The following is a 25,694-nucleotide window of genomic DNA, read 5'->3' on the forward strand; positions in this document are numbered from 1 at the left end:
AAATGCTCTCTTTAAGATCCCCGACTTTTTAGAGAAGTCGGGGATCTGTGTTTTCATAGCATAAGCAATTCATTAGGTAATACCATTTCTACTCAATTAACAGCAAATATTTTGCAGTCTACAAGATATGGGGAATTGAATATTGTCATTTCCCCAGCTTTTTTACCAGGAATTGGAAATAATCTTGCTGACAAAGGTTTATCTAGCTTAATGGCTAAAGTTGCCATATCAATTAATATGGCTGCAATTTTTTCGATTGTAATATCACCTGGAATCGGTACTGTATCAAGTCCACAACCACAGACTGCGGAATACAATAATAAATTAGTAATATCGAAGGTTTGCTCGTTAGCTCTGACTGCTAAACCCACATCTTCACAAACAGGAAGCATTAAACCAGAGTAACCACAAATTTTGACTGGTACATTTTTCAAAACACGAGTTAACATACTAGAAATGAAAAGTGTCCCTTGATGTCCAAACTTGCCGTCCATAAGTTTTTCATAAGCGAAAGCAATACTTTCCTTTTTATCTAATGGTGATGTCAGAGATGTATCAATACCTTTGTATTTAAGAGCAAACTTTTTAGATATTTTCTCAGCAATATATTCTATTTGCTTTAATTCTTCTGCTAAAAGTAATTGGAGGTTTTTCTCTGCAATTTCAGGTTTGTTTTGAGCTTGTGAGAAAGCTTTCATCACTAAGTCACTACATTCTATGCCAATAGCAAAAGATGTATCACCCTTATGGTAAGCAGTAGGGAAAAATGGTGTGCCAGATTTACAGTTTGCCCAAGCACAAAAACGAAAGTTGCCATAACCATTTTCGCTTTCTTGGGATATACGTTTAATCGCTTTTGCTGATTCCCACACATTTTCAAAGTTGATACCTGTTTTGCTGTCTCCAATTTTACTGGAAGCGTAAATAACTGATGTATTTTTGTTTATATCTGGAATGATTGCAATTGTTTGAAGTTGATTAGCATAACCAATATTGAAAAAACTGATATTTAATTCTTGGCAAATATTTTCTAGACTTTGAATTTTACTAATAATTTCGTTTGTAGATAAGTTTTGTAGATATTCTTCCCAAGAATTTGTAGCTATCCTCGTTGTTTGAACTTCATAGCCAGATTTTTCAAACAAATATTTTGCTTGCTGATTAAATTCAACAGCTTGTTTAATTTTGTCTATTTCTTGAGGAGATTGTAGTAGTATACCCGTAGTAATAGTTCTGATTTTCATATGTAAAATTATCCAATAAGTTAGTTATTTATTGCTATAATATCTGTTGCATTGTGTTGCATAATTGTAGAGTGTCATTTTCATATCTTATAAATCTATACTGACATAAATTTTTAGAAAGTCCTCTTGATAATCAGAACTCATAATGTAAAGTTACTCATATCTTTTATCTATGCCCTTGTCCGCTAAGAAATAAATTTCTAGGCTTCAAGCTAAAGTCAGTTAACTATAAGCCTGGAATTGAAGCTCCAGAGGTTTTAAGGGCAAGGTGCAAGATGTGAAATATGTATTCTAGATATTCCAACACCCCAGAAGAGTGCGGCTAATGTAGAAACGCGCTGTTTGAAACTTTTCTAAACATCACCAAATCTCACTCGGCTGATCGGAGAATACGGCTTTCCACAGAGTATTCTTTTTTGTTAAATTTTGAGTTTTGCCAAACCTAAGTAGCGAATACCAATCGGTGAAACTTCAAAACGACAGGGTAAAACTTCTAAACCCAGAGCAAAAGCTTCTCGCAGTAACTTACCATATACAGGATCGGCGCGATCGCCTGGAGTAAACTCATCGCAATCGCCCCGGTTGATAAAGTAAAGCATCACTGCACGACATTGAGGTAACAGTGCAATCAATTCTCGCAGGTGTTTTTGTCCCCGTGTTGTTTCCGTGTCGGGAAAGAGCGCTAATTTGCCTTCTACCCAAGTAGTGTTTTTAATTTCTAAATAAATCGGCCGATTTTTATCAATTATTACCGAATTAATATCTTCTACTGCTGGTTCTTCAAGCAACTTATTATTTTCTGAGTCCAGTTGCAGCTGATTTAAGTTTTGAATTTCTGGTGGAGTTGAAGAGAGAAAAAAATCTACTCGACTTTTTTTATCTTGTCCGTAAACAACTTCACCACGAATTTGACTATACTCACCCAATTCTGGGAAAAGATACTTTTCTAAAGCTAACTTAATAATTCGATTAGGTAAAGCAGTATTGACACCAACCCAAGTCGGTTCGTTATCATACACTTGAATCATTTCCCAAGTGTAGGCTAATTTACGGTTTGGGCTGTCACTTTTAGAAAGCTGCACTGTATTACCAGGAATGCAAACTCCTGTCATAGGGCCAGTATTCGGGCAGTGTGCTGTTACAATCTCTCCAGAAGCAAGTTGAACATCAGCAAAAAAGCGTTTGTAGCGTCTTAATAGGATACCAGAATATAAGGGTGGGTAGCGGTAAAGATATTCAGTAGTCATTAGTTATTTGTCAATAGTCATTGGTAGGGGAGGCAGCGCGTTGTTGAGAGAAGCGCAGTGCGGGGCTTCCCCTCGTTGGGGCGACTTCGGAGGGTTCCCTCCGTTGTAGCGACTGCCGTGAGGGTTTTGTTGATGATTTTTGGATTAAAACCGAGAATCTATCTTCTAAACCCGCCCTTACTCTATGTGGGTAGGCGCAAATATTTATAACTATGTAAAGACAAATTAAGTGTAGGGTGTGTTGTCGCCAAGCGCAACGCATCGCTAATAATTCAAGGTGCATTGTCTCCTTGTCTCCTTGTCTGCCCCTGCCCTTCTCTTACTCGCTCTCCTCATTTTTGGCAAATTTATGATGTTTTGTCGAAAATAGGAAATAGGTTGAGTCGGCATGAATATATACAAAATAGGGATGAGCAACTAATACCAATTTAAAAAATGATTAAGGGCAGATGGATTTACGGAACCAGGATACACCAAGGCGATTTTCAATTCCATTTTCCAAAATCGTATAAGACAGACTATCGCAATATATCTTAAACATCAACTAGCTGAGTTTAATAAGCGCTATGAATGATGATTTTTACAATCGGGGATTAGAAAAAGCTAGACAAAAAGACTGGGCTGGGGCGATTGAGGAATTTAACAGTGCTATAGGGCTAAATCCTTACTTTGCTGAAGCTTACTTGCAAAGAGGTTTGGCATACTATGATTTAGGAGATATTCTCCAAGCTGTTTCTGATTACACGGAAGCTCTAAAGCGAAATCCCAAAAGTATAGAGGCTTATTATTGTCGCGCTTTAGCACGAGTAGGGCTAAAAAATTTCCCAGGAGCGCTGACAGACGTAAATCAAGCTATTTTTTTGAACTCTAATTATGCTTCAGCTTATAATTTACGGGCAATAATACACCGCAAACAGGGGTATATCCAAGATGCGATCGCTAACTTTAAAAAAGCTGCAGAATTATATCTACAGCAAAAAGATAAAGAAAACTGCCGCCTTTGTTTGGAAAAAATTAAGGAACTACAACCAAAAGAAAAACCTGTTCTGGTACGGCAGGTAAGTTCTCAAGCTTCATCAATTCAATCACCACAGGCATATTTAACCCAATTGTTGGAGAAGGCAGAAAAGGGAGATATTCGCCAAGCATTAGAAGATTTAAACTGGGCGTTGCAAGTCGATCCCCAGGATGCCCAAGCTTATTGCTGTCGCGGAGTTGTGCGTTGCAAACAAGAAAATTATCGGGAGGCGATCGCTGACTTTAACCAAGCACTGCTATTGAATTTCCAAGATTCAATCGTTTACCGCAATCGAGGTAGAGCGCGTTTTCATTTAGGAGATTATCAAGGGGCGATCGCTGATTTTAACCGAGCACTCCAAATTCAACCACAGGATGCGCTGCTTTATATTGCCAGAGGAAATACCTATCGAGCAATGGGCCATTATTTGGCAGCCATTCAAGATTATACCCAAGTACTGCAAATTAATCCCGATGATGCCCAAGCTTACTACAATCGCGGTATTGCCTACGCTCACTTAGAAGAAATGCAAGATGCTATTGCAGATTATCAGCGAGCAGCAAGTATTTTTTGTGAAAAAGAAGATTGGGGAAATTACCAACAAGTGCTAGATAGTCTGAAAAAAATTCAGTCTCCTAGCTCTGAACTTAAACAGGCAAGGCATAACATACTGCGACAGCGCCTGTTGAGGTTGGTGGGAGGATATTGGGAAATTGCCCAACGACTGATTGAGCAGGCAAAAAGATACTATCCCGGTATGTCTGAAGAATGGTATATGGAAAAAGTGATTGATGATTTAGAAAGCGATCGGGGTAGGTGAAGACAGAGGGTAGGGGCAGATGGAAATATGTCAGAAGTAAATAAATAATGTCACTCATTACTAAAGTCGATGAATTATTCATCCAGTGGGATAAACCTGATTCTCCCGGATGTGCTCTTGCTGTTATTCAGAATGGGGAGACAATTTATCAGCGCGGTTATGGTATGGCTAACTTGGAATATAAAATTCCTATTTCCTTTAATTCTGTCTTTGATATCGCTTCTAACTCCAAGCAATTTACAGCAATATGTATCGTTTTACTAGCCAGACAAAATTTTATTAATTTAGATGACGAATTGCAAAAATATATTCCAGAAATTCCTCAATATAGTCAGCCTATTACTATTCGTCATTTACTCGAACACACCAGTGGTTTGCGCGACTATTTGGCTTTGATGTTCTTTGCTGGAGTGATGTTTGAAAATAAGTATTCAAACGAAGAAATTATTGCCTTAATTTCTCGACAACAAAACTTAAATTTTGAACCTGGAACTGAGCAATTATATTGCAATTCTGGCTACATTTTACTAGCAGAAATTGTGAGACGCGTCTCTGGCAAATCTTTACGTGTATTTGCTCAAGAATATATTTTTGCTCCGCTAGGAATGCAAAATACCCATTTTCACGATAACTTCAAGGAAATCGTGGAAAATAGAGCCAATGGATACGCTCCAAAAGATGGAGGTGGTTTCCAGCTCGATATGTCTTTTCACGATTTCTGTGGAGATGGGCAGCTTTACACGACGATTGAAGATTTACTACTTTGGGATCGAAACTTCTACCACAATATCTTAGGTGGCTATGGACAAGATTTAATTGAAGAGGTCACTACTTTGCGCAAACTCAATAATGGCAAAGTTATATCAGGTTCATTTGGGTTGCAGATTGGCAATCGCGGCGGCTTGAAAACAGTTAGTCATGGAGGCTCTTGGACAGGTTATCGGAGTGACTTTGTTCGATTTCCTGATTGCCAATTTTCTGTTATCTGTCTGGCTAATTTAAGTACGATTAATCCAACGAAATTAGCTTTTCAAGTTGCTGATATATATTTAGAAAATGATTATATTGAAGATATCGTTAAACCTATTTCGTGTTCTATTAGCTCTATTATTTTACCCGTAGATGAACTACAACTAAAAACTGGATTTTATTATAATCCCACGACTGGAAGCATATGGAAGTTAGAGATAAAAGATGGAAAATTAATGGCTAAATTAGCATGGATGTATTTTCAAATTGTTCCAATTGACACCAACCATTTTCAATCTGTTGATAATGAGATTGACTATGACATTGAGTTTTTTGAAGATTTTACTCGAATGATAGTCAAAGTAGATATTGGCAATGAAATTAAAATCTCCACTCTTGAAAAAATGCTAGATTCTCCAAAAGATTTATTGACAGATTATCTTGGTACTTATTATTCTGCTGAATTAGAGTCTGACTTTAAAATAACTTTAGCAAATAATAAATTATATTTTAAGAGCAAAGGCTATTCACCATCTCATCTCAGAGTTGCTGGGCAAGACCTCTTTCTTATATATCTTATATGTACAGATATATATGCAGATAAGTTTGAATTTGTGCGAGATCAAGAAGGTCGAGTTGTCGGTTTATATCGTTGTAGTGACAGGATACGAAGACTCTACTTTAGCAAACAATAAATAATCAAGAGCAGTAACGAACCCACTGGAGGAATTTATTTTATAAAGTTGTGTGGTTCACCTCTACACGGTTAATGTCACTTTGCCGACTGCGTTCCCAGATTCAGCGTATCGATGTGCTGAGGCGACTTCGGTAAAATTAAATTCTTTAGGATCGAGCAAAGGCAGACACAATAAACCAAGTTTCACTACCAGGCATGAAAATTTAAGTCCCCGTGTCACCGCCTCTATTTCAAGAAAGTCTGTTGGTATTTATAACTCAGGTAAGCCTTTCCGCTTATGGATGCGATCGCCTCACACCTGCCAAAATAAAAGCGATCGCTTCTTGGGTATGTTCCTCAATCATTTCTTGACTAAGCCGATCAATATTTGGCGTTAGATGTTTCCAGTTTTCATGCACTGTGAAATAAAACAGACAAACACTCAAGATATGGGTAAGTGCCAAAAAAGGTTGGAGGGGGCGAAAACACCCTCCTGCGATGCCTCGCTCTAAAATTTTGAGTAGATGTTCATGGAGACTCAGAACATTGCATTCCTTGAAATAGGCTCCTTGATTTTGACTTGCTTCCTGAAACCACAGCATTTGACGTTGGGGATTTTGAGCTTCATTGGTAATCGCAATCCGGATAATCTGTTTAAGGGCTTCTTCGGGGGATAAAGCATCAAAGTTCAATTGCCCAAGCAGAGTTTGAACTTCATCAACCGGACGTTGCAAGACTGCTTTATACAAGCTCTCCTTACTCTCAAAATAGTAATGAAGTGTTGCTGTTGTCACCTTGGCACGATTAGCGATCGCGCTCATCCGCGCACCGTTTAAGCCATGCCGTGAAAATTCATGTTCTGCCGCATCCAAAATTTGCCGTTGTGTCATCTGGGCATCTCGAACTGGGCGGACAGATTTCGCAGCTCTTTTACTGGATCGAACCACTGGATCTTAATTAGTCATTTGTTTTTCTATCGTACCAAATAGGCAACTAGGTTGAGGTCACTCTACCTTTGAATTGACGTCATGGCAAGCAATTGATAAACTTACTAATTAGTTAGTAAGTTTATCTTCGTAGCTATGAAGCAACTACAAGGCGCACCGTGGCTTTTGGCGCATCGTTCCATGCTAAAGCCCAATCAGCCAATGAAGATTTCTCTATTGGGTTATGATTACGTACTTTGGCAAGACAGTCATGGCAAAATTAGCGCCTTGCCTAATGCTTGTCCTCACATGGGTGCAATGCTATCACAGGGGTGGTGTGTAACTAAATCGGATGGCAGTAGCGCGATCGCTTGCCCCTTTCATGCGTTGGAATTTGACCATTTAGGCTGTACATTTTTACCAGGTTCCAACAAACTAACCAAATCGCTTATCCAACCTTTGAAGTTAATTATCCAAGGAGATTTTATCTGGTCTTATGGCGGATATAAACCGCAGATCCCAATTCCAACACTCATGAATGAGATTGCGGCAGAGTACGATTTTATCGGAGTCACGGGAGAACGTACTATTTCAACCGATATTCTGAGCTTGCTGCTGAATATGCATGACTACAATCACCAAAATGGAACTCATCGAGAATTATTTGAGATTGAACAAGTGGTAGTGAAGCGGTTTGTTGATGAGGGGTTACATTCTCACGCTTACTTATCGCAACCTAGAAAACAACCGAAATTTCGCGACATTCTAAAAAACCCCGGTTTACTTGCGATGCCGAAGGTGCTGGAGGCACATCTAGAAAACTTTTTCCCATTCATGGGATTGCTGCACGCCGACAATAAGTTGTTGAGCTTGAAGGAATGCCACTTCTATCTTCCAGAAGCAGATCGTCAATCTCGTGTGTTTGTGTTGATGTATATGAAAGCGTATTCTCCGATTGCACACTTGCTAAAAAGTAATCTGTTGAAGTTGATTGATGTAGTTGTAGATCAAGACGCAAAGATTTTAGGTAAGATTTATACCGATACAATACAACAAATCAAGTTGAATAATGAAGTAGGAATGGATTGGGTGCGGCGCAATTTTAAAAGTTTTCCAGCAGTTACCGAACCGAATCTATCTCGGTAGTTACAGCCAATGCGAAATCTCACAATTGTTATTTACGGTTCTTTATTAATTACTCTCCACTAACTTTAACCAAGATTTGAGATTAGCTGGTAACTCAGAGACAAGACTTAACGGCAGTTGAGATGTAGATAGAGATTGAGCATAAGCCGATGTAAGAAACTGTTGGTAAGTTTTTGCTTCTGGTGTCAGTTGTTTGACAAATGCTAAACTCACACCCTGCAATAGCTGGCGTAAAGCTTTAGTTTCTTCACCCCGTCGTTCTTTGACGATGGTATTAGCATTAATTCCCAAATATTTTGGATCGCTAATACTCAAATGAGTACCACCAATTGCACTTAATAAATACTTTTCACCCTGCAATTTGCTAAAAGGTGCTATTTGATGTTTCAAGGCTGGGGTAAGGGCATCTTCGGTTCCAGTTAAAATTAAGACTGGCTTATTAACTTGAGTTAACCCGTTTTTTCCAAACAGATTGCCAACCAGAGGATTAAGTGCGATCGCACTATTTACTCTTTCATCTTTGAGTTGTAGTTTTTTCCCTGGCAAAGAAGCTGCTGCACATTGCAACCAGTCACCAGGAGCTTCACCGATAGTTAAAGAATTTTGGCAGAATTGCCGTAACTGTGGCAAGTCAATCTCTCCTCCCACCAAAGCTAAGGCAGTATAACCCCCCAAAGAATGCCCAATCACTGTTACTTTTTCTGTATTTAATTTTCCTTGCAGGGAGCCTGTTTGATTGTTTAATATCGCCAGTTCATTGAGCAAAAAACTAATATCTTTTGGTCGATTTACAAATTCAGAGGCTGGTAATAATTTTGCTAAACTCGCTTTATTGTTAGCTCTTGCTACAGCAGCAACGTTGCTATCTGGATGTTCAAGGGCGGCAACAGTCAAACCGTGAGAAGCAAGATGACGTGCTAAATAACTAAAAAATCTGCGGCTTGCTCCAAATCCGGGAGATATGACAACTAGTGGATCTTGCGCCTTACTGCTACCCCAATAAATATCCACAGGTATGCTACGATTTCGCTGTCGATCCTGCAAAATAAATGTTTGTTGCTGAACTGTTTCTTTACCGATCACTGCGGGATCTAATTTTTTTTGAAAAAGATTACTATTTGCAATAGATGATTCCCGTGCTAATAAGGCTCCGAACACTTGACTTTGCCAGTAATTAGGATTGAATTCCACTGCCAAAGACACAACTTGGGAAGCATCTACGGTAATATTATCCCCTGGATATGCCCGCAAGAAACCCAATGGACTCAAACCATTGGCTTGCCTTAGCGCTATATTCATCGCTGCTTGTAGGCTTTCAATGCTACTGCCTGGAATTGCTGCTGTTAATGATGAGACAAATTTTTTGCCTGCTGGGTTACGGTTCAATTCATCAAAGAGTTTATCAGCAAAAGCCGGATCTACTTGCAAACGTCTTGTCAGCAATTCTCGAATTTGCGGCGTCAGTATCGATGAAAATAATTGTAGATTGTCTGGCAGTTTTCCAGTTTTGGCAAATTTTTCTAAATCGGCGATCGCGACAGACTGCTGAAACGGCCCTAAAACAATAGTAACTGTTTCTGCTGCAAGAGTAGGAGGCATTCCTACACTCCCACCGCAGGCAATGGTAAGACAGCACAATATTCCTCGCAGCCAATATACCTGACGCCGATATCTATCCATTTGAGATTTTATATTAGTCATTAGTTAATTAGTTATTGGTAACTAATAACTAATAACTGATTATTCACAACTTTTGTTTCCATCACAAGTCTGGGGACTAGTGTGATTGAAAAGCGCCCCCAGTTAAAGATACACCTAAAAGCCAGTGAATATACTTCTGATAATACCGAAGACTGTACCGATAGGATTGAAGATAGCACCCACTGAATCACCAGTTTTAGCTACTCCAGAACGGTAAACTACCACAACATCATTATTGCGGAGGATGGGATTGGTTTTGTCGTTAATGTCAGCAGAAAAATCCATTTTTACTTTACGTTTGGTTACAGAACCATTCGGATTGAGACGGATTAAATCTACAGCAGAACTACTTGCTCTGGCATCATTAAATCCACCAGCCGCAAGTACAGCCTGATTCAAAGTACTGTTGGGCAGAAGTTGTAATCTGCCTGGAGTTTTGACTTCCCCAACCACACCAACTGTAATTGTTGACGGAGATAAAGTAGTTTGAGCTAATTCTTGAGATTCTGCTGTATTCAGTGTAGTGGCAGTGGCAGTGGGAATAAAAATCGTATCTCCTTCTTGTACAATGATGTCTTGATTGGTGTCACCCTCTCGCAACAATCTCCACATATCAATATTAATTGTTTGTTCTGTCCCAGTTCTTGTCGGGCGACGGACTATAATATTACGGATATTAGCTTCTGGTCTAATTCCTCCAGCAAGTTGAATTGCTCTTGACAAAGTTGGTTGTCCAGAGGCGACAGCCGCACCAGTTCCACCACCAGCAGTATTATCTGCGCCACCAGTATCTGCGCCTCCTTGAGTAATAAGATAGGTACCTGGGCGGTAAACTTGACCCACAACAGCTACTGAACGAGGTCTGGTGGGATCAGCAGCAAAGCTAGCAGCAGATAAATTACGAGCTTCTGCTAAATTTAAAGTAGTTGCTGTTGGTACAAAAATGGTGTCGCCGTCCCTTAATGTTACATCCTGCGGCAACCTGCCTGATTGTAAGTAATCCCGTAAATCTAAATTAACTATTTGTTCTGGCCCGCGACCAAGCCGTCGTCGCAATTGTACTCTAGTAACATCTGCTGCTTGAGTAATTCCCTGAGCTGTAGTTAGTGCCGCTAATACTGTTGGATACTGTACCCCAGGATTATCACCTGCACCTCCTTGTAAACTAAGGGCATAAGCTCCTGGACGTGTCACCTCTCCTGCAACAGTGACATTGATGGGACGAGGTGCTAAAAGATTCACTGAAATCAGGGGACGCTTGAGAAAGCGAGAATATCTTTGCGAAATATCGTCAGCTGCTTGTTCTGGCGTTAGTCCTTCCACTGGCACACTACCAATCAACGGTAGGTTAATTGCTCCACCAGGAGGAACTGTATACTCGCCTGTATATTCGGGAACTTCAAATACGTTGACGCGAATGCGATCGCCACCACCTAATGTATAGTTGGTGTCTATTTGCGTAGACGTAGGTGAGGGAATAGATTGTGAAGGCGGTACTACAGGTTGTGAGCTTGGAATTACAGGTTGTGAGGGCGGAACTACAGGTTGTACAGGTTGCGAAGGTTGAAATATCGGTTGTGAAGGCGTAGTTGTTGGTTGTGTAGGTCGAAATATCGGTTGTGAAGATGGAGCTGTGGGTTGTACTTGTTGAGCAAAACTAGCCTTAGGAAAAACTACAGAGAAAGCTGTTAACAATGCCAGACCTAAAACAGGCTGGCTGATAATTTTAAGCAAACAAGCGTTGAGCATACAGTCCTCACACTACAACCATGAACTAAAGTGTTGTCTAATCAATCAATATATTGACTATACTTAAGTATTTGAGTTCCTCAATAATCTTAATTTTCCGAAAAAACCGTGTTTCTCAGGATAATAATTATATATTGGAATTGAATTTTTAGTGAAGTTAGTTTAAAGAAGTCTCCTGTGAATCTAGTAAAATAAAAAAATATTTGTGCCAATCATAACATTTATCTGTACCTGTTTACATCAAAAGATAAACAAGTAGCAATACGAAGATTTACTGAATTATAATCTAGATGAAAAACAGCTTGACTTTAATAGCTTTCATTTCTAAGTTAAAGTAAAAACGAATCTCTTATACAAGCTTTCATTAGCCTTTATATGCAACACTCATGCAACACCCATGCAACATGGGAACACTATAATGCTTGTTATTTTGTAAAATTGCTGCAAAGGTTTATGTAAGCATTGATAAAGATATACATCATCAAGTTTAATTAACTAAGTTTTTGTGTTTTTGAATTTGTTGGATAAAAAACTCTTCTAGAGAAGGACGAAACAATTTCATCGCCAAAATTCTTCCACCCATAAGATTAAGACTGGCAACAAAATCATACATATCTCCTTGCAATTCACCCTCCCAAGAAGTATCTGGCTGAAATTTTATATTAGGAAGCCATTTTTGCAAAATTTCCCAATCTCCACCTTGTCCTTGAACTTGATAGGTTTCACAAGTTCCAAGAAGTTCATTGAGGGAACCAGAGCAAATTAATTTACCTTGGGCAAGAATAGCAACGCGATCGCAAATTAGTTCTACTTCACTAAGCACATGACTGTTGAAAAAAATTGTTTTTTCAGCAGCTTTGAGAGATAAAATAATCTCTCGCATTTGACAACGTCCAACTGGATCTAAACCAGACATAGGTTCATCCAAAAACACTACTTCTGGATCGTTAATTAGTGCTTGTGCCATACCTACACGCTGAAGCATACCTTTAGAGTAGCGACGCATTTGCTTTTTACGAGCATCAGCCTGAGATAAGCCAACTAAATCTAGCAGTTCGGGAATCCGTCGGTTTTGCACACTTCTGGGAATTTGGAATAGCCCAGCCGCTAGCTGCAAAAATTCCCAACCAGTTAAATAATCATAAAAGTAGGGATTTTCTGGTAAATAACCAATTCGTTGCTTGACAGCGCGATCGCCCAATGGTTTACCCAACAACAATCCTCGGCCAGAAGAAGGACGGATAACCCCTAGTAATAATTTTAACAACGTGGTTTTACCAGCACCATTCTGTCCAAGCAACCCAAAAGTCTCTCCCTTGTAAACTACTAAAGAACAGCTTTTGAGAGATGCGACTTTTTGATTTAAGAAGAAACCTGTACTGTATACTTTTCGTAACTCGGATGTAAGAACTACAGGAGGTCTATCCGGTATATTCGTTTCAAGATTGTCAATGTCTACAATAGACGTCATTTGAATTTACTAGTGTCTAGAGATACTTATAGTATATTATTTAAGTAAATATAAATTTGTAAATAAATAACCAGTAGTTTCAACTTACTGTCAGTGTTTTTATATTATAGTAAACTCTGTCAATCCAAATAGCTATATTTATTACGTATAATTTTATACAAATATTTTACTCATTATTAATACACAAAACATATAAGATCACTAGTATGCTATGTAACTATAACAATTATAATAAATGTATATTTTTTTACTGTTTTATTAAGCTTGTAAATGAAATATAAGTTATTTTTATTACAAAACATTAAGTACAAGTACTAAATACAACAAATCTTCTTAAATCAATACGATGATTGATGTCAACATTAATCTCTAACCCTTAATTTATTAAAGTCTATAGTTAAGCAAAGATTATAAAGTCACCCTTTATATAGTCATCCATTATTTATTTGATTGAGTTTAAAGATTGAGGAATAATGACTGCTGCCGTTGGTACACTACCCAATGGCACCTAAATATTTTCAATGACTCAACAAGTGAGGGAGAGAAATTCATGAGTAAGTACGACAGAATATTTAACTCAGAAGAGGTTTTAGAGGAATCACTGACTGCGGAAGAAGCAGTGGCTGCGATCGCAGTTGTCACAGCAGTTGCTGATTCTTCTTTAGAAAAGGTAGATGCAGATTTTTTGGTAGATATCTTGTGGGGATTTGAAATTTTTGAAGAATATTCAGATGACGAATTGTTAGAAATAGTTGATAAACTTATATCTCTTGCGGAAGATGAAGGAATTGGGACGCTGTTTAATACTGCTTATGAATGTTTAGCAGATGAATTAATTTTGGATGGTTTTGCTGCGGGGGTGAGTGTATTAGTAGACGAGGAAGAATTAAAAATTCCTGAGAGTAAAATCACTTTGCTCAAAAATTTACAGGCAGGTCTAGAAATTGAAAATGAAGAGGCAAAAGAAGTAATAGAGGAAGTAATTAACTCTTTTGAAGAATTAGAAGAGGAAGAAGATAGCAATGACGAATATGAAAGAGTTTTTGAACAAGACTTTAATCAGGAAATATATGAATCGCCTTTAGGTAACTTTACAGTTGTAGTCCCTGTCAGTCTCCAGCAAGGTGGTAGGATTGACAGTCAAGAAGGGGCAGTTAGCTTTTCTGATGACTTTGGCACGTTGTTAAGAATTGATTATTATTCTCTACCCTCTCAAGAATTTATCCAAATTGATGCTGTAGGACAAGAAGAATATCTGCGATCCATTCTTCTAAACAAGTATGTGCCAGGTGTAATTGCTGCTAATTTACCAGATGCTTCTGTCGGTTACACCGAATATTTGCCAGATACGCTAGAGGGTGCTTACTTTACATTGATCGATATGCCTGAAGGTTCAACAATTTCAAAGACACAAAACAATGGCACTGCTGTACGATTAAATGCTTATCGAGGCTTGTTAGCATTTATCTATGGTGATTTTTTGTACATTGTCAACAGCCAGCACAGTTTTTTTGATGACGAAATTCCTGGATCTATCAAAGAAGAAGCCGAGGAATTTAAACGGAAACTCCTGAGCTTTGTCAACACTATAACCTTTACATAATTACAAACAATTAACTAGATGGCGATATTTAAGGAATGTTTACCTCTGGAGGTGTACAAGTATTTGGTGTAATAAGTGATTTTTATAACTTGACTGATGTCTCCCCAATTTTTCAGAGAGTACAAAGCTGCTTATCTTGCTACACTACCCAATAAATAGCATTCTCACATCTGCAATTACACAAGAAATGACGGAGGTAGTCATTCATTATGGCAAAGTACGACAAAATATTTAAATCCGAAGGGGCATTGAAAGAACCATTGAGTTCAGAAGAAGCGGTTGCAGCGATCGCTGTTGTGACTGCGGTGGCTGATTCTTCCTTAGAAGAGGTGGATGTAGAATTTGTAGCCGATTCCCTATGGGAACTTGAGGTTTTTGAAGATTCCTCAGACGACGAATTGATAGAAATGGTGGATAAACTTTTATCCCTTGCAGAAAAAGAGGGAGTAGGAGCACTTTTTAATACCGCTCGTCAATCTCTTTCCCAGGAGATGACTCTCGATGCTTTTGCTAGCAGCGTAATTCTCCTGGTAGATGAAGATGAATTACGGATTCCTAAAGGGAAAAAAAATTTACTAAAAGAAGTCCAAAAAGGATTAGAAATGAAAGATGAAGAAGCACAGGAAATTATCGACGAAGTACTTTCGAGCTTTGAAGACTTAGAAGAGGAAGAAGAAACATAAAGCAGAGATTATTTAGACTTCCTTAGCAAGTCCAGTTTACTCAACTGCAACCAGTGCTCATGGTTTTGAAAAGTGAGCCTATCTTGACCAAAAAAGTCTTACAGTCTCTGTAGCAAGATTTTTAATAGTGAAAGGATAACTAGCACAATCAGGCAGAAGGCAGAGGAGACAGTGCGGTGGTGAGCCAGCGCGCCCTTGCGGCTTTGCCGACTTGTAGGCGCGTAGACGCGGAGCGGATAGAAGTAGGTACAACTGGCGTAGACACGTAGACGGACGTAGTCCGGCTTCTCGCAGAGTAGTGGATAAGCGAAAGTAAGGGTTTCCCGCCATCAAGGAGCGTAAGCGCCCTTGCGGGTTAAGCGCGTCGAGTGCGACTGGCTTCAAGTGGCGTCATCTGCCGTGGCAGTATGCAGAAGGTAAAAAATTTATCATGTAGATTTTTCAGCCTTCTCAAACGGTATGTTTATTTCCGTCGTGTTGTACTAGCAAATGTGTTCTCATAACTTAGGGGTGATTTCACCAATGCCTTAATAGAGCAGTGGTCATAATCTGTTATGTCAAAATCGCCCCACCCATTAATCGTTCATGCCGATATTTCAATTCTTCTTTCATTAAATACCAACGTTCTATAGTTGCATCTATTTGTATAATTTTTTCTGCTGCTTGCCGCGCTAAAATTAACACTTCTTCATCTTCTACTAAACTCGCTAGCGTAAAATCTGGCACACCAGATTGCCGAGTTCCTAGCACTTCACCCGGGCCGCGAAAACGCATATCCATTTCAGAAATAAAAAAGCCATCCTGGGACTGTTCCAATACTTTCAGCCGTTGCTGTGCATCTGGACTTCTAGAACTGCTCATCAACAAGCAGTAAGACTGAGCCGCACCTCTACCAACACGCCCTCGTAATTGGTGTAATTGAGACAAACCAAAACGTTCCGCATTTTCTATGAGCATAACGGTAGCATTTGGTACGTCAACCCCAACTTCGACAACTGTTGTAGAAACCAAGATTTGAGTTTCATTGTCGCGAAACTTATTAATCGCCTCGTCCTTGTCTGCTGAACTCATCCGACCGTGGAGCAGTCCCACCCGAAACTCTGGAAAGATACTTTCTTGTAGCTTTTTATGCTCTTCAACTGCCGATCGCAAATCCAATTTTTCAGATTCTTCTACTAGGGGCAAAATGACATAAGCTTGCCTTCCCTGGGCAATTTCCCTACGGATCAAATCGTAAGCGTTTTGGCGTTGCTGACTCGTTAATACTGTTGTTTGAATTTTTTGCCGTCCTGGTGGCAATTCATCAATCTGGCTCACATCCAAGTCCCCGTGAATTGTCAGTGCCAGTGTCCGGGGGATGGGTGTGGCTGTCATAGTTAAGACGTGGGGTTGCTCACCTTTGTGCTGCAATCGCGCCCGTTGTTCTACACCAAACCGATGCTGTTCATCAATTACCACCAAACCCAAACGTTGAAAGTTAACGGGGTTTTGAATTAGAGCATGAGTCCCCACTAACAAAGGCAATTCTCCCGTTTCCAACTGAGCGTGAATTTCTCGCCTTTTTACAGTTTTTGTCGAGCCTGTCAGTAATTCTACTGGTAAATGCAGTAAATTAAACCAACTTACTAACTTGCGGTAGTGCTGTTCTGCTAATACTTCTGTAGGAGCCATTAGTGCTGCTTGGTACCCGGATTGAATTGCTGCAAGAATAGCAACTACTGCCACAACTGTTTTTCCGGAGCCAACATCACCTTGTACTAAACGATTCATCGGTACTGATTTTTGCAAATCGGTGAGAATATCGTTGATGACTCGTTGTTGAGCGTTGGTAAGTTGAAAGGGTAGTATCTCGTAAAATCTTTCTAATAGCTGTCCTTGAGGAGCAAGTATTGCATTAGTTTGAATTTGTTTTGCTCGATGCTGACGTTGTAGTAAACCTAGTTGTAGATAGAAAAACTCATCAAATACTAAGCGGCGACGGGCAGGTTGGAGAGTATCGCTGTCTGGAGGGAAATGAATATTACCGATCGCATCCTTTAATTCCATTAACCCATACTTTTCCCGTAACCCACTAGGCAGAGGATCTTTGAGATGAACCACAGCAGCTAAAGCCGCAATTACCGCCTGCCGCACCAAATCTGCCCCTACTCCTTCCGTAAGAGCATAAATTGGCACTACCCGGCCGATAGTTAATGAGTCAATCGTATCGCCTGGATGAGCCAAAACTTCTAATTCTGGATCTTCCAGCGTCAGACCGTATTTACTTTCTTTCACTAAACCGCACGCTGCCACAATACTACCAACTGGGTAGCGACGTTTTAAACTTTCTTGCCAAGCACGACTGCTAAAGCGCGTACCTGCGAAAAAACGACTAATTTTGAGTTTACCAGTATTATCCCGTAGCAAAAGTTCCAAGATGGTTAATTTTTTATTCTTGGGACTAGTAAAACAATTACAACTCTTGACTTTTGCCACTATCGTCACCGTCTCGCCCGCCTGCAACTCGTAGATATTCACCTGTCGGGCATAATCAATGTGATCGCGGGGATAGTAAAATAGCAAATCGCGCACAGTATATAAACCGAGACGTGCTAATTTTTCAGCTTTTCTCAATCCAATTTCTGGTAAATCCCTGAGTTTTTGCTCAAGTTTTGGGGCAAGAGTGCGACTAACTTCAGCAACAATTTGAGATTTGGAAGAAGGCGCGGAGAGGGGAAAACGGGGTGACGCTTGTGAAGACGCAAAGACATTTAAACCCGCAGACGCGGAAAGAAAATTCCCCGCCTCCTCACCTCCCCACCTCCCCGCGTCCTCTTCCTGCTGTTGCAGTTGATATAGATACCTGCGAGTATTTGCGACTAAGCTTTGCCTACTTTCTAGTTCCAGATTGGGATAGCTAGCAAACTGAGTCGCTAGTTCTTGCCAGCGCAGACGCTCAGTGCTTGGTAAGGCTGTTGGGAATTTGCCGAAAGTGAGGGTGAGAAACTCACTAAAGCGATATTGTTTGCCTACTAAATCAGTAAAGCCTTGTTCTGCTTCTATCGCTAAGGCTTTTTGCAATCGTATCCAATCTGGTTTATCAGTAGTCATTAGTCATTAATCATCAAACCAACTAGCACGCCATGCTGCTTCAGCTTCAGCTATTGATCGCTCTCGCTGTTTTTTTTGATAGTCCAGCCCAATTTTGTTGAGTTGAGCAATTATACTGCGGATCTGTTTGCGCTCAGACGAAACTTTTGTGTCGGCAAATTCAATTTCCCCCAGCCGCAGGTTAATAGCCATAATCTGTGTCAGACTCGTTTCTTCTGACTGCTTTTCACTTTCAATTTCTATCACTAAGTTTAAAAGGTTGGGCGGCCCTGGTACAACTTCGGCAGAAGCTTCTGATACCGCCACAGCCGCTTCCAATATTGGTTCGGGCAATTTCTTAGGTAAAATCCCCGCTTTTTGTAACAAAAGATTGGCCTCACGAGAAACTCTTTTGAGGGTATCTTGGGTAGATCTCTCCAGATACTGTTGCCATTTCATCAGTTCTACTGGATTAGAGGTATTTGGCGTCATAAGAGTTTTTGAGACTATGGTACCAGCAGAGACTGCTTCTAAAAAGAGGGTATCAGCAACACTATCTTCCTCTATTTTCTCTACTTCTTCAAATTCCTCTACTTCTTCAAATTCCTGTGCTTGTGTTGTTTCTCCTGCTTTTATATCTTCTTGTTCTTCCTGTGGCTGTGGTTGCTCATGCTCATTTTGAGTTAAAGTTATTAACTGCTCAGTTGCCTGTTTACCCAAATTACGAATGCCTTGTTGTAAATTTTGCCGCTTACTCAAGCTTAATTTCAAAAATTTTTCAGGATACCCTTGAGTACACAGATGATAGCTAGCCAGAATTAGTTGCTGTTGTAAAGCTTTACCCAAGCTGGTTAGATAACTGGCATAAGCAGTTTGGAGTTCTTTTGCGATCGCGGCTATCGCCTCTTCTAAGACTGCAATATCCCGCTCTATCCGCTCAATTGGTCTTGCCATATCTTCTCATTATTGCCCATTTGAACCAGAATAATTTGGTACAAATGTACACTTACATTGTTAGCTTCACTATACTAAAGGATTTTAGATGTTGGTTAGATTTACAGTTAACGAAAGACAGGCCAACCATAATAGCTTGACCTGTCTTTCAATTAATTACTGAGGTAGCAACAACTAGCAACTGAAATTATTTGCCACCCATTTGTGCAGCTACTTCTTCAGCAAAGTTAGTTTCTTGCTTTTCAATTCCTTCACCAAGAACGAAGCGAACGAAGCGACGTACTTGGATGTTTTCACCCAGTTGAGCGATCGCTTGTTTAACTAGTTCATCTACAGTGATACTTTGGTCGCGAATATAAGGCTGATCTAGCAAAGTCAATTCCTTCAGACGCTTTTCAATTCTGCCCTGAACAATTTTTTCTTTAACAGCCTCAGGTTTGTTACCCAAGTCGTCTCGCCCCATTTCAATTTCTTTTTCCTTGGCGACAACATCAGGTGGAATGTCTTCTACTTTCACATACTCGACATTCGGACAAGCCGCTACCTGCATAGCCACGTTCCGCACCAGAGTTTGAAACTCCTCGCGGCGAGCAACGAAGTCAGTCTCACAGTTTACTTCAACTAGCACACCAACTCTACCGCCAGTGTGAATATAGCTGCCGATCAATCCTTCTGCTGCCACGCGATCTGCTTTTGCCCCAGCTTTGGCAATACCCTTTTTGCGCAGCCATTCTTCGGCTTTTGCCATATCACCATCGTTTTCTTTCAGCGCTTTTTTGCAGTCCATCATGCCAGCGCCTGTTTTTTGGCGTAGCTCTTGGACAAGTTTTGCAGATATTTCCGCCATTTTGCCTCAATTCCTACTTGACTGACAGTTGTAATTGCTCTCGGATTTTGAGTATTTTTCAGTTAACAGTAAACAGTTTTGAGATAGTAGCTGTTCACTGGTAACTGGTAACTGATAACTGACTACTCTTCTTCTTCGTCGTCGGGAATCAGCGAATCAGTGTAGTCGCTTTCTTCGTAATCGTAATCTTCTTCAGCACCTTCGTAATCTTCGTATTCCTCTTCTACATCCAATTGACCGTGACGCCCTTCATAAATTGCATCCGCCAATTTGCCGACGATTAGCTTGATTGAGCGGATGGCGTCGTCGTTTGCTGGAATTGGAATATCCACAACATCTGGATCGCAGTTTGTATCCAACATGGATACAATCGGTATTCCCAATTTAATACATTCTTGAACTGCGTTGTATTCCCGTCGTTGGTCTACAATCACGACTACATCTGGGACTTTGCGCATGGTTTTAATACCGCCCAGGTATTTCTGAAGCTTCGCCAACTCCCGGCGTAACATAGAGGCTTCTTTTTTCGGCAACAAGTCAAGAGCACCGCTTTCTTCCCGGCGTTCTAAGTCTTTAAGACGGTCTACCCGCGTTTTGATTGTCGCCCAGTTGGTGAGCATTCCGCCCAACCAACGCTGGTTAATATAATGAGCGCCACAACGAGAGGCTTCTTGGGCAATAATACCAGCAGCTTGCCGCTTAGTACCAACAAAAAGGAACTTCTTGCCCTGTTCAGCTTGCGATCGCATATAAGTATATGCTTCTTCCATCAACTGGGCAGTCTGCACCAAGTCGATGATGTGTACTCCGTTGCGAGCGGTGTAGATGTAAGGAGACATTTTTGGGTTCCATCTCCGGGTTTGATGGCCAAAGTGAACCCCTGACTCCATCATTTGAGCCAATGAAACAACTGGCATATTTTCTCAACTCCGATTCGGGTTAAACCTCCATCTAGGCGTATTTCTTGGTCAGAAACACCCGAAATCCTAGATGTGCGAGATTAAAGAACCATACTAGGGTAGCATATTTGTGGCTAATAATGGGAAATAGTCATTTCTAGTAGGGGCGGGTTTATATAAATAATTTCTTTGATTTTACAGAGGTTTTGTTAAAACCCGCCCGTACAGTAGTTGAGTTGTTAATAGCTAATTGTTCATTGCCAGTCTTCTGTTAGCAATTAGCTATTATCGGAGTTGAGCATAAGCTTCATAAACGCCTTTAACGTTATACCAGTTCAGAAAAATTCGAGCGATTTCTAAAGCCAGTTGGGGTTTACCCAAATTAATCAACCATCGCAAAAATGGAGCCATTGTGCGTTCGTTCAAAGTACCGTTCAACGAGAGAATTCCCCACAATAAGCGGTGTAACCAAGTCATTTGAATCATCATTCGCACTTCCCAAGTTGGGTGCTTTTGATAAAACAAAACTCCCATGCGTCCTCGCTGAATTTCTTTGTCAATCAAACGGGGAATTTGCTCTAAGTTAAAGGGCGGATGCCAGTGATAACCAACAGCAGCAGGACATTTAATTAGTTTCAAACCCAGGTTTTTGAGCCTTACGCCTAATTCCAAGTCTTCCCAGCCATAGAGTTGAAAGCGAGTATCAAAAAGTCCAGCTTTTTCTAACCAATGCTTAGGAATGGCTACATTGCCTGTTGCAAAAAAAGCTGCTGAAAAATCTGTGACTTTGTATGGTTCGGAGCTGGGATTGTCAAAATTACAAGTATTAATCACCGCACCATAAGTGAAGAAGCGATCGCTTCCCAAATTTTTTTGTCCTTGCACTAATGCATCAGCATGAGCTTGCAGAAAATTCTCTGTGACTACCAAATCGCTATCTATAAAGATGATAATATCTCCCCGTGCTTGCTCTACCCCCAAATTCCTTGCGGCGGCAGGCCCTTGATGGTCTTGCTGAAAGGTTCGCACGTGAGGAAACTCGTCTTTGTGTTCTGCTAACCACTCCAATGTGCCATCAGTGGAGCCGTCATCTACTAAGACAACTTCATAATCACTTACTGAACTGGATACACTCAACTGTTGTGTCTCCAATGCTTTGAGACACTTTTGCAAAATCGGCTTGCGATTGTACGTAGGAATAACAACGCTTAAAAACACAGTCTCACTCACAACACTATTGCCCACTTCTAAGATAGGACAACCAAGACACAAACGCTGTTCCTTTACTAAATACTTTTAACTTTGCTTATCAAACCAAAATTAATCAGTGGTGATGAGAACAAATCCTGACCAATACATAAAACATAAAACCTGATTGTTTGGAAAATTATAAATAATTCATATATTTTTCAATTTTGAAATATTGTTTTTAGTTTTTACATATAAATTTTTCTATTTTTTTATCTATATTGCAACTTTTTATAGTAAACAGTTCAGTTTAATATTTACTTAATAATTAAATAATCTATTTTTAATCATCTAAATTATCTTTAATTAACCACTACATAATCTATTCTTAATATTTGTTGATTAAATTATAGTTTGTCAATAATTAAATTCTTCTTTCTTGGCATAAAACTATTGCTTGGTTTTATGAATTGCTAACCAAAAATTAAGCAGTAGGTAAAGCTAGCTTAGATTCTGATATCACATTTAAGTTATTTTTTAAATTCTTGAATTTATAAAGCTGAATTTAAAATTGGCTTAATGGATATTAGTAAGCTTCAAAGATACGTCGAATCTTTGAAATTTATAGGTAACACATCTACAAAAGATTTTCTATTTGTTGTTTCGACATGAATTGGTAGACCAATAATTAAACGTTGAAATTAGATGATTTCAGGATTCAGTGATTGATACCAGGCTTTGTCGATAGATGCTAAAAAATTCATATCTCCAAATTTTTTTACATAGTCTTTCCCCCAGAAAATAAATAGCAAATTTTTCAATCCTACCTAAATGGAGTATTCAGAATGAAAGGTTCCCTTCATCCTAAAAATGATGTGACCATCAATCCATCCGGCAACGAATCAATCCGTGATGTAATTGAACGTTTCAGCATGAGCCGTCGGCGGTTCATTATTACGGCGGCGAGTACATCGGTACTTACCGTCATGGGTGAGGTTTCCATTGGTGGCTTCCTCCACAGTGTTGAGGCAGCGCCAATTCCACCAGGAACAGGATTTGGTGGCATTGGTTTCAAGAGTATCCCACCGAATCTGAACAACCCAGCTACAGGACTTCTAGAAAAGGATCTTGTTAGTGTTCCTGAAGGTTACAAAGTCGAAGTACTTGTCGCCTGGGGCGACCCGATTATGCCTGGCGCGCCAAACTGGCGATCAGATGCATCACAAAATGCTGCGGCACAGGAAAAGCAGTTTGGTATGCATACTGATGGAATGCACTACTTCCCACTTCGAGAACGCAGTTTTTTTGGCCGGAAGCGGACATCAAATCGTGGACTTCTATGTGTAAACCATGAATATACCCATGAGGAAATCCTTCATTCTGATGGTCTAACCTTCGTTCCAGCAACAGAGACTGCACCCCAGTTGGGGCTACCTGGATCGCAAGTCACGATTGAGAAGGTACGCAAGTCTCAAGCTGCTCACGGCGTATCTGTTGTAGAGATAGCCAAGACTAGCAATAGCTGGAAAGTTAACCGTAATTCGCCCTATGGTCGCCGCATCACCGCCAATACAGAGATGTACGTTTCCGGCCCGGCAGCAGGTGATGCTCTTTTGAAATCAAAGAAGTTCTTACTCACGCCGAATGGTTCGGTTGACACCGGTATACAAAACAATGCCTACACAGCATACGGTACCCTCAATAACTGCGCCCACGGCTATACTCCTTGGGGTACCTACCTAACCTGTGAAGAAAACTGGAACGGTTACTTTGCTAACCCTACTGAAGATGTAGTTTTGATTCCGGGAGTTGAGAAGTCTGATATTTTGATGGGACAGAAACGCTACGGCATCTCGAAAACAGGATTTGGTTATCGATGGCATGAAGTTGATCCACGCTTCGATGCCAGCACAAATCCGCTTGAACCCCATTTGTTCGGTTGGGTAGTTGAAATCGATCCCTACAGCCCGCAAAGTACACCAGTGAAACGTACCGCCCTTGGTCGCTTCAAGCACGAGAGCGCTCAGGTTGTTGTGGATGACAATAACCATGTGGCTTTCTATATGGGCGACGATGAGCGCAACGAGTATATCTATAAGTTTGTTTGCGCCAGACCTTTAAATCCTTATAATCGCGCTGACAACAGCGATATGCTTGACCACGGTATCTTATACGTTGCTAAGTTTAAGGATAATGGTACTGGCGAGTGGCTTCCTTTGGTATATGGTCAAGGTGGGTTGACACCTGAGAACGGATTTAGAAGCCAAGCAGAAGTACTTGTCAAGACACGGCAAGCAGCAGATAGAGTTGGTGCAACGATGATGGATCGACCAGAGTGGGTTGCTGTGCGTCCACGAATTGGCGGATACCAGGAGATTGAAGTCTACTGCACTTTGACAAACAATAATCGTCGCGGAACTACTCCAGCCTCTTCTAACAAGCCTGATGGCACAACAAATGCAGGCAGCGCCCGTCCTCCAGTCGATGCTGCCAACCCTCGTCCCGACAACCGTTACGGTCACATCATTCGCTGGCGTGAAGATGGGCGTACTGTTAAAGCCACTACCTTTACTTGGGATCTTTTCGTTGAGTGTGGTGATAAACTCGCTTCTGAGCCAAACCTTGTCGGTAATATTAATGGTGACGACTTTGGTGCTCCGGATGGTCTGTGGTTCGACGACTTCGGCCGCCTCTGGATACAGACTGATCAGGAGGGTGATGGTCTAGGTGATTGGAAAAATATCGGTGGTAATGTGATGATGTGTGCTGATCCCAACACTAGACAGATCAGACGTTTTTTGACTAGCCCAACGAACTGTGAGGTAACTGGTGTAATCACTACACCCGATGGTAAAACTATGTTTGTTAATATTCAGCACCCCGGCGATGGTGCAGTAGCCTCAAATCCCACACAGTTCAGTAACTGGCCCCATAGTCAAGGATACGGCCCGTCCGGACGCCCGCGTTCTTCAACAGTTGTGATTACACGCAAAGACGGCGGCATCATTGGTGGACTGTAACCGTTTTTCTTAGAAAACTAACGTCAAAGTGTAGATTTGTTTTGCGATCGCTTTTTTCAAGCCAGTGACATACCGTAGAGATTTATTTTTAGAACTCTACGGTTTTTTTGCATTTTTTAATTCTTCTTTTCTAAAAAGAATTATATTTTTGCCTTTGTGAATACATACAAAGCTAAATTTTAATCTAAAAACAACAGTGCTATTTTCTTATTTAGAAATAGCTAATCGCTTAACTTTTGCAGTCTCAACCAGAAACCCGAATTCTTTAATAAGTCAGGGTTCTACACCTTGCTTTATATATAAAGAAGCACTTTGTGATGAAAATTTAATAGATGCTCATAAGTGGTTGCAATCATCCAAAACTCAATTATTAGCGTTATTGTATATAGATTTTCGGAAAAATTACTACTAATTATATTGATGACTAAAATATGTAGTGATGAATTGTATATAATAATCACTCA

Annotated in this window: 18 protein-coding genes; 6 read left to right on the forward strand and 12 right to left on the reverse strand. The window is 40.3% G+C overall.

Features of this window, described 5'->3' with window-relative positions; translation table 11 throughout:
• Nucleotides 1–92 precede the first annotated feature (92 nt).
• From QUB80_RS13305 to QUB80_RS13315, 3 genes are all read right to left on the reverse strand, one after another.
• The gene (locus QUB80_RS13305; RefSeq protein WP_289789987.1) at nt 93–1,244 is read right to left on the reverse strand and encodes a DUF711 family protein; all 1,152 of its coding nucleotides are present in this window, start codon (nt 1,242–1,244) and stop codon (nt 93–95) included.
• Nucleotides 1,245–1,663: 419 nt separating this feature from the next.
• Nucleotides 1,664–2,491, reverse strand: a complete 828-nt coding sequence (sfsA, locus tag QUB80_RS13310) for a DNA/RNA nuclease SfsA (RefSeq protein WP_289789988.1) — start codon at nt 2,489–2,491, stop codon at nt 1,664–1,666.
• Between the two features lie 10 nt (nt 2,492–2,501).
• Entirely contained in the window at nt 2,502–2,774 is a 273-nt protein-coding gene (locus QUB80_RS13315; protein ID WP_289789989.1) for a hypothetical protein, read from the reverse strand.
• A 283-nt stretch (nt 2,775–3,057) separates the two neighbouring features.
• Between QUB80_RS13315 and QUB80_RS13320 the strand changes: the two genes are divergently transcribed.
• Complete coding sequence (locus QUB80_RS13320; RefSeq protein WP_289789990.1) at nt 3,058–4,329, forward strand: tetratricopeptide repeat protein; 1,272 nt, start codon at nt 3,058–3,060, stop codon at nt 4,327–4,329.
• Nucleotides 4,330–4,376: 47 nt separating this feature from the next.
• Nucleotides 4,377–5,993 (forward strand): serine hydrolase domain-containing protein, encoded by a 1,617-nt coding sequence (locus tag QUB80_RS13325; protein ID WP_289789991.1) that lies wholly within the window; start codon nt 4,377–4,379, stop codon nt 5,991–5,993.
• Between the two features lie 277 nt (nt 5,994–6,270).
• On the opposite strand, the gene QUB80_RS13330 is transcribed toward QUB80_RS13325, so the two are convergent.
• Complete coding sequence (locus QUB80_RS13330; RefSeq protein ID WP_289789992.1) at nt 6,271–6,921, reverse strand: TetR/AcrR family transcriptional regulator; 651 nt, start codon at nt 6,919–6,921, stop codon at nt 6,271–6,273.
• Nucleotides 6,922–7,056: 135 nt separating this feature from the next.
• Here QUB80_RS13330 and QUB80_RS13335 point away from each other — a divergent pair, with 135 nt between their 5' ends.
• Complete coding sequence (locus QUB80_RS13335) at nt 7,057–8,046, forward strand: Rieske 2Fe-2S domain-containing protein (RefSeq protein ID WP_289789993.1); 990 nt, start codon at nt 7,057–7,059, stop codon at nt 8,044–8,046.
• 45 nt (nt 8,047–8,091) lie between these two features.
• Here the strand turns inward: QUB80_RS13335 and QUB80_RS13340 are convergent, their stop codons facing one another.
• The 3 genes from QUB80_RS13340 to QUB80_RS13350 all read right to left on the reverse strand — a co-directional run bounded on the left by QUB80_RS13340 (nt 8,092) and on the right by QUB80_RS13350 (nt 12,967).
• On the reverse strand, nt 8,092–9,747 hold the full coding sequence (locus QUB80_RS13340; RefSeq protein ID WP_289789994.1) for an alpha/beta hydrolase: 1,656 nt from the start codon (nt 9,745–9,747) through the stop codon (nt 8,092–8,094).
• A gap of 114 nt (nt 9,748–9,861) precedes the next feature.
• Nucleotides 9,862–11,496 (reverse strand): polysaccharide biosynthesis/export family protein, encoded by a 1,635-nt coding sequence (locus QUB80_RS13345; protein ID WP_289789995.1) that lies wholly within the window; start codon nt 11,494–11,496, stop codon nt 9,862–9,864.
• 487 nt (nt 11,497–11,983) lie between these two features.
• Nucleotides 11,984–12,967, reverse strand: coding sequence for an ABC transporter ATP-binding protein (locus QUB80_RS13350; RefSeq protein WP_289789996.1), 984 nt, complete (start codon nt 12,965–12,967; stop codon nt 11,984–11,986).
• A 550-nt stretch (nt 12,968–13,517) separates the two neighbouring features.
• Here QUB80_RS13350 and QUB80_RS13355 point away from each other — a divergent pair.
• Both QUB80_RS13355 and QUB80_RS13360 read left to right on the forward strand, forming a co-directional pair.
• Entirely contained in the window at nt 13,518–14,570 is a 1,053-nt protein-coding gene (locus tag QUB80_RS13355; protein WP_289789997.1) for a tellurite resistance TerB family protein, read from the forward strand.
• 209 nt (nt 14,571–14,779) lie between these two features.
• Complete coding sequence (locus QUB80_RS13360; protein ID WP_289789998.1) at nt 14,780–15,253, forward strand: hypothetical protein; 474 nt, start codon at nt 14,780–14,782, stop codon at nt 15,251–15,253.
• A gap of 552 nt (nt 15,254–15,805) precedes the next feature.
• Here QUB80_RS13360 and recG read toward each other — a convergent pair.
• From recG to QUB80_RS13385, 5 genes are all read right to left on the reverse strand, one after another.
• Entirely contained in the window at nt 15,806–18,343 is a 2,538-nt protein-coding gene (gene recG, locus QUB80_RS13365) for an ATP-dependent DNA helicase RecG (protein ID WP_289789999.1), read from the reverse strand.
• A 6-nt stretch (nt 18,344–18,349) separates the two neighbouring features.
• On the reverse strand, nt 18,350–19,276 hold the full coding sequence (locus QUB80_RS13370; RefSeq protein WP_289790000.1) for a hypothetical protein: 927 nt from the start codon (nt 19,274–19,276) through the stop codon (nt 18,350–18,352).
• 187 nt (nt 19,277–19,463) lie between these two features.
• A complete protein-coding gene (gene tsf / locus QUB80_RS13375) occupies nt 19,464–20,123 on the reverse strand; it encodes a translation elongation factor Ts (RefSeq protein ID WP_289790001.1) in 660 nt (219 codons plus the stop codon).
• 122 nt (nt 20,124–20,245) lie between these two features.
• Nucleotides 20,246–21,040: a 30S ribosomal protein S2 gene (rpsB, locus tag QUB80_RS13380; protein WP_289790002.1), complete on the reverse strand. Its 795-nt coding sequence runs from the start codon at nt 21,038–21,040 to the stop codon at nt 20,246–20,248.
• 267 nt (nt 21,041–21,307) lie between these two features.
• Nucleotides 21,308–22,267, reverse strand: a complete 960-nt coding sequence (locus QUB80_RS13385) for a glycosyltransferase family 2 protein (protein WP_289790003.1) — start codon at nt 22,265–22,267, stop codon at nt 21,308–21,310.
• A 788-nt stretch (nt 22,268–23,055) separates the two neighbouring features.
• Between QUB80_RS13385 and QUB80_RS13390 the strand changes: the two genes are divergently transcribed.
• Entirely contained in the window at nt 23,056–25,230 is a 2,175-nt protein-coding gene (locus QUB80_RS13390; RefSeq protein ID WP_289790004.1) for a PhoX family protein, read from the forward strand.
• Nucleotides 25,231–25,694: the final 464 nt, after the last annotated feature.

It is taken from the genome of Chlorogloeopsis sp. ULAP01, from assembly GCF_030381805.1.
Classification (GTDB): Bacteria; Cyanobacteriota; Cyanobacteriia; order Cyanobacteriales; family Nostocaceae; genus Chlorogloeopsis.